Origin of the sequence: Desulfosporosinus sp. FKB (assembly GCF_002196705.1) — a bacterium.
Classification (GTDB): Bacteria; Bacillota; Desulfitobacteriia; order Desulfitobacteriales; family Desulfitobacteriaceae; genus Desulfosporosinus.
The window spans coordinates 351,781-364,179 of sequence record NZ_NADJ01000038.1; the positions used below are offsets into that span (position 1 = coordinate 351,781).

12 protein-coding genes are annotated in these 12,399 nt (G+C 34.4%); 3 read left to right on the plus strand and 9 right to left on the minus strand.

Annotated features, from left to right (window positions below; genetic code table 11):
• Positions 1 to 4: 4 nt before the first annotated feature.
• Complete coding sequence (locus tag B5Y67_RS18185) at positions 5 to 682, plus strand: recombinase family protein (RefSeq protein WP_088227822.1); 678 nt, start codon at positions 5 to 7, stop codon at positions 680 to 682.
• A 621-nt stretch (positions 683 to 1,303) separates the two neighbouring features.
• Here B5Y67_RS18185 and thyX read toward each other — a convergent pair.
• From thyX to B5Y67_RS18230, 9 genes are all read right to left on the minus strand, one after another.
• Complete coding sequence (gene thyX / locus B5Y67_RS18190) at positions 1,304 to 1,939, minus strand: FAD-dependent thymidylate synthase (RefSeq protein ID WP_088227823.1); 636 nt, start codon at positions 1,937 to 1,939, stop codon at positions 1,304 to 1,306.
• A 12-nt stretch (positions 1,940 to 1,951) separates the two neighbouring features.
• A complete protein-coding gene (locus tag B5Y67_RS18195; protein WP_088227824.1) occupies positions 1,952 to 3,613 on the minus strand; it encodes a phosphoribosyltransferase in 1,662 nt (553 codons plus the stop codon).
• Positions 3,614 to 3,615: 2 nt separating this feature from the next.
• Complete coding sequence (locus B5Y67_RS18200; RefSeq protein WP_088227825.1) at positions 3,616 to 4,596, minus strand: hypothetical protein; 981 nt, start codon at positions 4,594 to 4,596, stop codon at positions 3,616 to 3,618.
• A gap of 2 nt (positions 4,597 to 4,598) precedes the next feature.
• Positions 4,599 to 5,615: a hypothetical protein gene (locus B5Y67_RS18205; RefSeq protein ID WP_088227826.1), complete on the minus strand. Its 1,017-nt coding sequence runs from the start codon at positions 5,613 to 5,615 to the stop codon at positions 4,599 to 4,601.
• Positions 5,616 to 6,089: 474 nt separating this feature from the next.
• Positions 6,090 to 6,941, minus strand: a complete 852-nt coding sequence (locus tag B5Y67_RS18210) for a hypothetical protein (protein ID WP_088227827.1) — start codon at positions 6,939 to 6,941, stop codon at positions 6,090 to 6,092.
• A gap of 183 nt (positions 6,942 to 7,124) precedes the next feature.
• Complete coding sequence (locus tag B5Y67_RS25435) at positions 7,125 to 7,772, minus strand: SEC-C metal-binding domain-containing protein (RefSeq protein WP_282432793.1); 648 nt, start codon at positions 7,770 to 7,772, stop codon at positions 7,125 to 7,127.
• A gap of 278 nt (positions 7,773 to 8,050) precedes the next feature.
• Positions 8,051 to 8,551, minus strand: coding sequence for a hypothetical protein (locus B5Y67_RS18220; protein ID WP_088227828.1), 501 nt, complete (start codon positions 8,549 to 8,551; stop codon positions 8,051 to 8,053).
• 77 nt (positions 8,552 to 8,628) lie between these two features.
• Positions 8,629 to 9,270, minus strand: coding sequence for a hypothetical protein (locus B5Y67_RS18225; protein ID WP_088227829.1), 642 nt, complete (start codon positions 9,268 to 9,270; stop codon positions 8,629 to 8,631).
• A 25-nt stretch (positions 9,271 to 9,295) separates the two neighbouring features.
• Entirely contained in the window at positions 9,296 to 9,523 is a 228-nt protein-coding gene (locus tag B5Y67_RS18230; protein WP_088227830.1) for a hypothetical protein, read from the minus strand.
• A gap of 1,000 nt (positions 9,524 to 10,523) precedes the next feature.
• On the opposite strand from B5Y67_RS18230, the gene B5Y67_RS18235 reads away from it, so the two are divergent.
• Together B5Y67_RS18235 and B5Y67_RS18240 are read left to right on the plus strand one after the other, a co-directional pair.
• Positions 10,524 to 11,297: a BRO family protein gene (locus tag B5Y67_RS18235; RefSeq protein ID WP_088227831.1), complete on the plus strand. Its 774-nt coding sequence runs from the start codon at positions 10,524 to 10,526 to the stop codon at positions 11,295 to 11,297.
• A gap of 334 nt (positions 11,298 to 11,631) precedes the next feature.
• Positions 11,632 to 12,339, plus strand: coding sequence for a hypothetical protein (locus tag B5Y67_RS18240; RefSeq protein WP_088227832.1), 708 nt, complete (start codon positions 11,632 to 11,634; stop codon positions 12,337 to 12,339).
• Positions 12,340 to 12,399: the final 60 nt, after the last annotated feature.

Here is a 12,399-nt window from a genome sequence, read left to right on the forward strand (position 1 = left end):
ATCAATGATACTATTGGATCAGATAAGTGTATTGGAGGTCTTGACAATGAACGGTGCAAACAAAATCTATGGATATGCCAGAGTATCGACTAAAGAGCAGAATTTGGACAGGCAGATTGCAGAGTTGATGAAATATGTAGCCAACGAAAGGGACATCATTACAGACAAGGCCAGTGGTAAAAACTTTAACCGTTCAGGTTATATGATACTTAGAGAAACACTACTTAGGCCAGGAGATACACTCGTTATTAAGGAGCTTGATCGGCTGGGCAGAGATATGTGCATGATAAAAGAAGAATGGAACACCTTGATCAAAATGGGGGTTGATATTATCGTTATAGATACCCCCATGCTGAACACTAACGGCAAGGACACTCTTGAAAAGACTTTGATTAGCAATATCGTGTTTGAGCTTTTGTCGTATATGGCACAGAAGGAACGAGACAAGATTAGATCTAGGCAAGCAGAAGGCATAGCAGCCTTAAGGGCAAGGAACAATGGCAAGGGCATTGGCAGACCTGTGATTATTGAACTCTCGAACAGGTTTACAGAGGTTTACAATCAATGGAAGGCAGAAGAGATTACAGCAGTAAAAGCAATGGAACTATGTGGACTAAGTAAGGCAACGTTCTACAGAAAAGTAAAAGAGTATGAAGCTCAGCAAGCAAAAAAGCAGGGGTAGTACCTGCTTTCTCTAATACATAAAGACTTTTTAGTCCACTGCCCATATCGAGAAATCCAACGTTCAATTTACCACTTCACAAAAACAATGGACGTTTACGAAAGTGAAGCCACCGTGGGTAAAATCATGGGGGTACGTCAAATTGCCTGTGCCTAGTGTAACGACTAAATACACCACATATCTAATATTCTCAATCAGACGGTCCTATCCATTATAATTACTGCCCTTACCACCAACAAGGCTACCCTATCTGTACAATCCTAGTTGTTAAAAGTGGATATGTAAGATTTTTCATATTTTTTTGTTTAAAAACTCCGGCCCCCCTGGCTGATAGAACAGTTCTTCCACGACTCACTCACCTATAAAGTCACTTCCGGGCAAACATGCACAATTTTCTTGGGGTGGCTTTTTGGACAAATGGGTCTATGGTTAACTAAGCAGCTATCGATAAGGCATTCTCCCCTGATGGGGAATGTCTTTTTCAATTAAAGGGATGCCACCGTCAGTATAGAAATGCCCCCCACACTATTTCCCAATAAAAGAAAAAACCTATGTCGATTCTAAATGTACAACCTCGTTGGTATCCATCGTTATATCACATGCCACCCGTTTTAGAACATCTTAATATTCAATGTCGTCAAACACAACGGGAATTACTTCTTTAAATTTATCCAGCAGTGGTCTTGCAATTTGTCTTATTTGAGGGTGGGCACTTAGTGTTGTTCTTAATCTGAAAAAATGTCTCCATTCCCTAAGGTTCATAGTCATAACAATTTCGGTCTTAAGACTATTAGGCAATATACTTCGAGCCTGCTGTGGTTCTGCCCCGAGTTTAATCAGTTCGAAATAATTCTTCTCAATAGTTTCCATTGTGGACTTCCATATTAAGTATTTTTCTTTGCTCTGTTTGCTATCATCCTCCCAGAAATAAGGTTTGATAAAGGTAAGTTCATTGTTAAATCTATCTTTACTATAATTACAATATCTTGTGCTCTCTTGACTGTAACTTGCAATCCTGTGCCTAACGATCTCATGACTGACTCCACGGTCACAGACAACTCTTACTGTTATTTTCTCATGTTCTAGAACAGATTCATGTCCACTCGTTATAATTTTCTTGACGAAATTCATTGCTGTCACTTCCGAAATTTGGTCCTCACTTTTATAGCAGGTCCTCCCTGCTCGTTCCACTTTTTTAATTAATTCCATTCCATTTATTTGTTCCTCTAACGTACTGGATGGCTCGATTATTTTCACAAATATTCCTCCTTAAGAAATCGGCTTGTTCATATAAAGGTTTATTCCATGTTTTTTGAAAATGCAATTGTCACCTTTATTACAAATTTCAACGTCTATTTCTTTATTTAATACAACTAATTTCTTCTTTAAATTTGAATCTAGGCATGAAGTTGAACAAAATATTTTCTCCCTATAAAAAATAGAGAATATCTCGGTAATATCCTCATCCTTTACCGAGTAGACCTTTTTAAGATCTTCGATTGTATTATTTAAAGTATTCCCAGTTACTATTACATCAGTAATTAATATAATACTCATATCCTTAGGTATTTCCAAATTTGTTTCATGTTTACTATGATAGGCCTTATATCTCTCTGGTATTATGTAAGAAAAAGGGTTACCTGTCATAAATCCAATATATGAAGCCATCCGTAACCCATTAATGTCTATACCCAGTAAATAGCAATTATTACCTTGAATCCTATTAATAAATTTACTGGTAATCGAATCAAAATATAATGGATTCGTTAACAATTTTGGAACATCAATCCAATCTCTTGCACAGTTATTACCATCTATTTCCCAATGCCCACTTTGAATCAATCTATCAGTTATAACCCATTGTGTTATAGTTTTTTGAAATTCGTCATCTAATAGTCTAACTTCATCTGAATTAGTAAAAGAGTCTGAGACACCATCTACTACTTCGGAACCCCCCCGTTCTTCTTCACTAGCTGTCTTATTCATATTATTATGTTCAATTAATGGATTTAATGGTCTATCCTTACTTTGAATCTTCTCTAGCAATTCACCAGTTGCTTGAATTTTTATTGTATTGAAATTCCATCCTAATAGAAAGTCTGGAAAGTAGTAGACTATTTTCTTATTAAAATCATCTAACTCATTCATAATCTTATCTCGGACTTCAATTAATAAGTCCACATCTGTTTCAAAGTTCCCTTCACTCGTAATTGTTGATTCACGGGGTAACAATAATATTACATGAGGATCATTTGGATCTATTTTAGGCATATGAAGGATATCACACTTTCTCCAGTGAGGTTCAGATTTTTCCTCCTTCATGTAACCTTTATGTTCAATTAGGACTCTGTTCGAATTAATATCTAACTCATCAGCTAATCTTAGAAGCCCAGATAAAACTCTTACGTTTATAGGTTCATGCATCTTTCCTGGAACAAATTGTTCTTTTGTGGGTAACATATCCATTGTCTTCTGTCCGTTCTGATTTTTTATGTCACTATGGCCAAAAATAACAAAACCAATACTATCTGCCTCATCAGGGGTTAAAACCATAGACAAAGCAGAATTAAATTCCTTAACGGTATCAATAACATATTTCATTCCAGCCTGGCTGTGTTCAGGACGTTTCAATGGATTGTAGGTCATCATTATGTCGTGCAAAATTACTGCTACATCTAAGATAAATAAGTGTTCAGTATTAATTGAACGATAAGAAGAATCAGGGATTAACCAGCTTAAAATATTATAGATGTTTACACAATGTCCTGAATAATCATGTGGAGTCATTGTTACTCCTTCTTCTTGTATTAACGGCCCTTTATCTAATTTGGGGGCATAAACATCTCGGACTATTTTCCACCTGTGAAAATAATCTCCTGTCTCCTTAAGTTTAGAAATACATTTATAACTCACTTCAATAGGTTCTTGCATTGTTACCCCTCACCAGCTTCAATATGTTCTCTTTTTTCAAAGTAAACCTCATAGCTAAGATTACAATCTGTATTAATATCTATTAAAGAAAAAACTTTATGCTTATTTTCACGATCTTCAAATCTATATTTAGCCACTCCAACAGCCCCGACGAGATCTGCATCTTTAGTATTTACGACAGTTTTAGTTATTTTAAACTCCGTGCCTAAGCAAATAAAATCATATATAAAAAGGTATCTTTTTTTGGGTATAATACTATTCAATAATTCTTTATCCCTAATAGTCAGATGAGGTCCCAGATTCATTAAATACAGAACATCTTTATTTAATATCTTTCCAATAATTGTCGATAAAGCAGATCCGTTATTACTTGAACTAACCAAAGCATCAAATCGTTTATTAAAGTGAGTTACTACAAGGTTACATAATTCATAGATTATTAGACTGTACATCTTTCGATTGTTAAATATCTTTTTTATATCTACATACATGTTGCTATAAACACTTGAAGATTCTAAAAATTGTTCTTCCATAATAACAATTTCTTTAACATAAAGCCCAATTATCTTTTTTTTATAATCTATTATATATTCTTGATAGTTACCAATTGAATCAATAAATTCAATTCCTATGTGATTTGAAAGAGCAGTTTTCGTTTTATCATAAATTACTAGCCCATAACAATCAGCATTATGAATGAAGTTCGATATTCTATTGTTAAGATTAACAAAAATAATAGTCTTTTCAGTACTGCTTAAAATATCTGCAAATATTTCAAAGACCCTCGATTCAGTCATTTTGATTCTACAAAAATCCAAAAAGTAATACTTTGCTTTAGTTTTGCTGACTTCTTCAAAGATACTTTCTACAAGTGAAAGGTTGACATAATCTTTTTCAAAGTTTATTTCACCCTGAAAGAAAATTGTATTTAAATGCAAAGGTATGTAAATGCAATTATTAGAAAAACCGTAAGATAATAACATTTTCACTCATCCATTCTTAAAGGTATTTCTATTTCTAAATGGCAGCCCTTTAAACGACTCTCATTTTTCCTAAAAGGAGAAAATTGCATATCTGATTTTTTATTTGCTAATTTAATATAATCGAGATATTCATCCAATTCATTTGGATTATTAATATATCTTAAAAATGTATTCTTTGTAAATATTAATTGAGTATCCTCGGAATGGACTCTAATAACTCCATCTTGTTCAAAGACGTATTTAAACACTTGAAAAATACCATATTCATCATTTTTCTTTCTATAAAAAATGGCTTCTAAAATACCAAATAAATTTTTATGTTTGTCAATATCTAACAAAGTATATTGTGATTTAGAGATGAAATTCAACTCATTAATTTTAGAAAGCTGTTTTAGAATTGAATTATAATACCCTATACCATAATCACTAATGGAAATGTATGCTTTCTTATGCTTTATATTACTGCCTATATTAGACTGGAAGGTTGATATGCATCTACTTCCACTATGAATACAGGCATTGCAGCAAATTTCTGTAAGAGTATTTAGTAAATCATCTAGAGTGTTCTCGGAATACTTTTCTTCGATAAGTAGTTTAATAGATTTATTAAGAGTATATCTAATATCCCCTTTAGTTGCCCCCGGTTCGAAAATAAATGTCTTGCAAGCATGATTAATCTTTCCTGACTCATAACCACCAATTAATCTTTCATCTAAATTAAAAATCTTATATTTTCGTACTATTGCAAAGAAGCCTATATCATCTAAGTAAGATAGTAGTTCTGGCTTCCAAGGAATGTATAGCTCCACAGGCTTTACAAAATATTCTTTCAGTATGAATCCTACTGCAATAATATTAGGGATCACCAATGGATTAATGAAATTTACGTTGGAAAAATCCAGAAGGAGACTTTTTGATAATTTCCTTTCAAAATAAATGTGTAGTTGTGGTAGAATTTTACTATAGAAACTATAAGAAGTAACGTTTTCATCAAAATCAACAAGATAATATTCTTCCATTAAAACACCCTTTTCAAAAATACACTTATTATGGCTATTCTTCTTTTAATTGAAAAAATCCTGCCAGTTAAAGAAGAACATTCCAGGAAAACAATAAAATGTGACATAGGCACCCCTTCCTAAGAAACACTCCCTATGCCATATTGCCTATACTTGATGCAGGGAACCCACGTTCACTAATGTTTAGATACGACTCTTCTCGATCTTGTTGGAAGTGCAGGCTTCACTTGTACTATGAACGTATATAGAGCCACCCCTTTGAGGTTATTTCGAACGTTGAAAGGTGGGGTTCTGTAATTTCTAAAAATACTTTGGCTTAGAATCTGCCAAATCCCACGGCAGTCCTACATTTCATTTGCTCCCCAGCAGAAAAACTAGTCACCTCCTAGCACTGTTAGCTTGAGGGTGACTTGAAGTATTTTATGACATATCAAGAACTTCTTGAAACTCAGCAGAAGAAAAGTTCCTGATGCATTATATTTCTGACAATCGTCTTGACACTCTCTCAAATTCAAAAACAATGTTCCACGGTTCAAAATGAGTTAGTTTAGATGTGAGCTGTATAGTACTGTTAATTTTAATATAAAGTGAATTAATATCTTCATAAGAATAATTATCCACATCTTTATATTCTATTTTTATATCAAAGAGTTTAAATCTACCATTTACAGCATAATTATTATTAATGGGGTTTTTCATTTCAATATTCTTCTTGTAGCAATACAAAAGATTGCATAAGAATCCTTCCAACCAAGGTTCTGGTGGTGGTAATATTACATTATCTCCCTGTTTTATAAGACTCTTTTTAAAGTAATCCTTATTATCTTTAGAATATGAATTGTATATGTTATTGTAATCTTCTTCACTTACTTTTAGCAATTTTACACTATTCAAGAAATCTTCTAAATTAGTTATTGATACTTTTAAATTTAATGCAGGGTATAACCCAACATTGTTCAATTCTAATGAAAAACTCTTTTCAGCTTCATTAACATCGTCATCAGTTTTACAATCCTTATCAAGGAAATAATTACAAATACCAAATAAATTCAAATAATAGTAAGTCGAAAAGTCATTAAAATAAAGAAGTGGTCTATGATCTTCTTTAACTCTAATAATTGTGAAGTATATAGTTATTAACGTTGCTAATCCACCAATTGCTCCTCCAAAATAGCCAGTTAATGATTGAAACATTGATGGATTATCACCAGCCGATGGTATGAAGTTAGTAATCAATACTAGAAAATTTAATATAAAGGGTAAAATAATTATTACCCCCAAAAAAATAAAGATCATATTTTTAAATCTTTTATCCATTCCATCCAATTGCAGCCCCCCCTCATCGAATGTTCATGTTTATTCTTAAACATTCCACATGTTTCCAATAATTCCTTCTTATAATAAAAAGAGCCGGTACGATCACGTATGATCCACCCTGGCTCTTTAGTTTTATCTTTATATGGGTCCGATGTCACGATTAAAATGATTGCAACCTAAAATATTTCATATCTAGTTTACCTTATAAACCCATTTCGTTTGTGAATACTTTTCTTTTAACTGCTCAAGATCAAAGTCCAATGACATCTCATTTCCCAAATCCTTTATGACTCCCCATAAACCATTTTTATTGTCGGGGAATCCACTCATATAACTGTTAAATGGAATATTAGTTAGCATTTGAGCAGTGGGGTCTAACCCTTCAAATTTTATTCCATAAATCCCTTTTGTTTGTTCTTTCGTGTCAATATCATACCCTTTAATAACTGGGGCAAACATCATTCCATAATCAAGGTTTTTATAAACAGATACATCAAATATTTTATCCTCAACCTCAACCCAAGAATGATCAAAAAAGCCTCGATCACCCCTAACTTCACCTACACAAAGAGTGGGACTAAGTCCTATCTCACTTAGCAGCACATATAATACTGATGACACTGCATGACAAGCCCCTGCCCAATTTTTCCTTTCAATATATTCCAGTGTGGTGAAAAAAACTGCTAGAATGGAATCCCTTTGTGGTTCATTAGCCAAAATCTCTAAGGCATTAACCTTCCATGTTGCAAACTTGTCTGACTCTGGCTTGTTCAGACAACAATGTTTGTATTTTTTGCCACTTCCACACGGGCAAGATTCATTTCTTCCAACGTTGCTCATTCAATTCTCACCTTCAATCACAATTTAATATGTAAGACATTCTTTTCACTAAACTTACATATTCAACATAAGCCTACATAAACCTGCAAATAATCAGGGATTTAGGATGTTAATATGACGTAAAAAAGATGCCCGTGATCGGACATCTAGCAAATAAATACTTCTACTTTGATTTTCCGTCCTAACAAGACACTCTATCAATACTATTGTCACTTATAATGACGTAAAAACCTTTTAGCTACTTCTACTTGACTCGTTAGAACTACGAGGTTACCTAGTCAATTAGAACTTGGCCAAGGCAGTTCTATTGTTGGATCAAAGCATAACTCATCATAGATACCGTCAAATCTTAGTACATGGTTACCCTGGAAGTGGCTGGTTCTCTGTTTACTCATAAGATCACTAAAATAATCCGGTTTAAAATTATGTTTATTGCAGAATGACCAGGACTCATACGTGTTAGCACACTCAACCATGATACCTTCAAATCCTTTTTTAGCTCCGTAATCTTTAAGGATATTCAGAATCAAAGTTCCCTGGCCCACCCTTTGGTTCCTAAGAGAAATGGTGGAAATAATGAGATATCGAGAGTCCCTTTTGAGATATATTTCCGACCCAATATCCCCCTGAAAAAAAACATCTTTACCATATGGAGTCTCTGTTATTACGGGTACTTTCCCTGAATCGTTTTGAATTATTGTTTTAATCTCTTGTAATTCGTCAGGGCTGATCTTAATCTTTTTTGTTTCCCTACAACGTATTCTCAAATCCTCTTTCACCGTTCAGAACCTCACTTTATATTACTTCTTTTTTGTAAATAGGCTTGCTTATATATCACAAGCCCCTTTGCAATTGATCATGAATGGAAGACTTCATTTTCGGGCACTTGCTCTACCTCCAATATTGTCTCTACCAATTCAGTTAATCTATTTACTTCCTCAACGTCTTCAGCATCAATTAGCCAATAAATGGAGAAGAACTCCTTAACTTTGCTGATAGACATATAGTTATAACCAAACCCCATTGATACAGACGTGTCAATATCATATATATTTGAAATTTCTTCATAGTCAAGTTCTTTGGTGTATCTAATACCATTTTCCACTAAGTAAATTCTAAATCTCTCACCGAAAGTCCCTGGTCTAAGAAGATCTTCCTTATAGAAATGAACAAATTGCTTATAAAGTTTTTGAAGTTGCCCAGGTTCGAAGGCTTTAAACTTATAGAACCTAGTGATCTCTACATTTCTAAGCCTTTTCTCATTTTTCTGAGTAGGTTCTGAATCGGATACTTTCACGACATTGCTTAGAGTATATATTTTTGCAGTCTTTTCCACTTTAGCACCGATCAACTCTTTATCACCGGCTAAAGCAATATTTTCCTTATTCATCTGGTCAATTAGGGACGAAGCAAACTCAATAACCTTATAAAGCTGTCGTGTAGACATCGAATTGGCAATAATGTTAAGTTTGTCCCGAAGTTCATCCTCAGATGTCATCTAATAACCTCCCAATAATAGCAAATTAACGGTCGTTCTGTTCTGCATGAGCCGTCAATTCTTCTGCAACGACCTTAACGTCCTTGGATACATGCTCAATCAGTATTGTCAGCTTGTCCACTTTCTGATCTAAGCCCTCAACTTTCTGGTCTAAACTACCCAACTTCTGATTTACCTCGACTATATCAGCCTTGATGCCATCTAATTCTCCCAACTTTGACAAAACTAATCTTTGAAATTCCCCGTTATCCATTAGGTTTCCTCCCATTATGCTCTTACAGGCATACAACCCTATATGATCACAAAGTTACAAGACACTTCTTCTTAACTTGAGTCCCATAAGAATTTTCACCTACTGTTGAATCGAGACGGCCTATTCAATTTCGGCAATAAGTTTGAAAACCCTTCTCAAGTTGCATCAAATTACCAATTGGGAATAAGTGGATTTCAGCTCGTTTTTGTGTAATTAGATTGTGAAGGGGGAACTAACGATGACGGAAAAGAGAAATATTTCAACATTGGGCAATCTCAAAATAATGCCTAGTATTCGTAGGAATTGCTGTGCAGGTTCTGGATAGATTATTTCTTGCTCACCTTCATACTTTAACGAAGCACTAATTAATCTGCCTAAAACTACCAATCAAAAAAGAGTGAATTTCGGGTCGTATTACACCAATTAACCAATGAAAGGATTAATTGACCTTGTTGATTGTGTTTCACCATTAATTACCAAGAGGAAATGAGTGAATTTCGAACCGTTTCCCACCAATTAACTTATGAAGGGGTAATTAAACAATGATAAAAGGAGAATTCCATATGACAAAGAAAGAACGTGCTTCCCCTACAACTAAAACGTCCCCAAAAGTGTTATGTATTCCAAGTGAATTTTGGCCTAATATTGTTTAATTAACTTACGAGAGGGTTTATCAAATTACACGAAAGGAGCCAAGGATGATTTAACAGGCATGTGCTTATCCTTTTTCAAAACAATGACTCCATAGTTTATTGTAACTTATATAAAGGGTAGATGCTTCCCGGAATTTGGACAAATAGTTTTTAGCTAAGGCAACCCCCAATCCTTAATAGAAATTTAAATCAAAACTTCATATTGTTAGGCAATGAATATTCGAACAGCCTAATTAACAGCAAACCGTGTGGATTTGGACCAGACGGATTTTTTGTTGTCCTCTTTCCAGACCAATCCAAAATCCGAATCTTAAAACCTCAAAAATCATAAAAGGAGAATGAAAGTAATGAATAACTTAAAAAACACCAACAACGTGGAACAAATCTTCAACTTTATGGGGACTTCAATCAGAGTAGTCATGATCGATGGTGAACCGTGGTTCGTGGCAAAGGACGTTTGTGACATTTTGGAGATTGGAAACCCTACTATGGCACTCCGTAGACTTAACCCTAACGAGAAGAATACCCTCAATCTGATTGAGGGAAATAAGAAAGGCAATCCAAAAAAGAACGTTGTCAATGAGCCGGGACTGTACTCTTTAATAAGCAGAAGTGATAAACCAGAGGCAAAAGCATTTCAACATTGGGTAAACCATGAAGTGTTACCTAGCATTCGTAAAACTGGTGGGTACGTTGCTAATGACGATCTATTTATAGAGACTTACTTTCCATTTGCCGATGATCAAACTAAATCATTGTTCCGTGACACACTGGAAACAATCCGAAAGCAGAACAATGAAATTGCTATGATGCAACCCAAAGCTATTTTCTACGATGCCCTTGTTGATCGGGGATTGCTCACAAACTTCCGTGATACTGCCAAAGAGTTGAAGATCGGGCAGAAAGAATTTATCAATTGGTTGATCGACAACGGATATGTTTATCGTGATGGTCGTGGAAAACTAAAGCCCTACAAACAGCATGTGCCAAAACTGTTTGAGATAAAGGAACCAAGTATGGATGATTGGCAAGGAGTCCAAACATTGATAACACCTATAGGTAAGAAGGTATTCTTCGAAAAGTTAACTAACACTGACACTGGCTCCACAAAAACAAAATAAACATCAAGGTTAGATAACATTTGGATAATTAAGAAATACAAAAAACAAAAAATACCAGAAAAATATGCCATATATCATTTCAAAATGGAATTCTTAGATCTGAATAATTATGGAGTATTCTTGATTCATTAGTATAATAGCTGCTCTCTATATACGATTACAAACCTAAACCATCGGGACGTGATTTTTTTTGTTTCGAGGTGATTGGTGCTTCTGCCGTCACCTCTTTTGTTTGGTCTAGAAACTCCCGTACTAGGCTTAGGCTTCAATTCGATTTCAACAAAAATAATCAATCAACTTTGTCTAGCAAACAAAAATAATAGGAGGTATCACCATGTTATTTAATCGTAAAAATGCTCGAATTACTCTCAAGTTAATTGATGTAAATTCAAGATTAACCCTTTCCTTAGCAGACTCTAGTCTTTCAACTGAAGAATATAAAAAATTGTTAGGTCAGAAAATTGTTACCATTAAGTGGATGGTGGAGCAGCAAATTAATTGCCTAGAGAATGCAGAAAAGGATCGTCAGTATGTTATTAATTATCTTAAAGGTGACCCAAAAGAACTACAATTTCTAAATACAATCGAAGTAACTAGCCGTCAAGCACACTGGGTGATAGCCAACTTAGGTTACGAACTTGAACCATTGTTGTTAGCTTATGGAGGGGTTGCAGATCGAAAGGAATTTGCTCAATTAATTAATGCTGGTGTCGTTGAGACAATGTGGAAAACTCAAGCTTGTGATTCCTTTGATAAAGACACAACGTATGAAGAATGGAAATATATCATGGAACATCTCTTTTTAAACTGGATGATTGATAATCAATATCGTCCGTTCAAAAGTAATCCTCTTAGTTATGCTTTGTGGAAATCTAAAATTCAGAACAATCCTGAAACAGAATTTACGTTAGACCCTGATTATATTAAGAGAAGGGTTGCAACTGATACAGATTTTTTGAAAGAAATCAATATGATGATAAACGGAACGGACACGGACTCTGAATCTAAATCAAATGTTATGGGGGGCTCTGATTTGTTCTAATACCAAATGAGATTGAGGGGATGTTCAAACGGACTCCCCTCTATATCAGCAAGGCTCGAT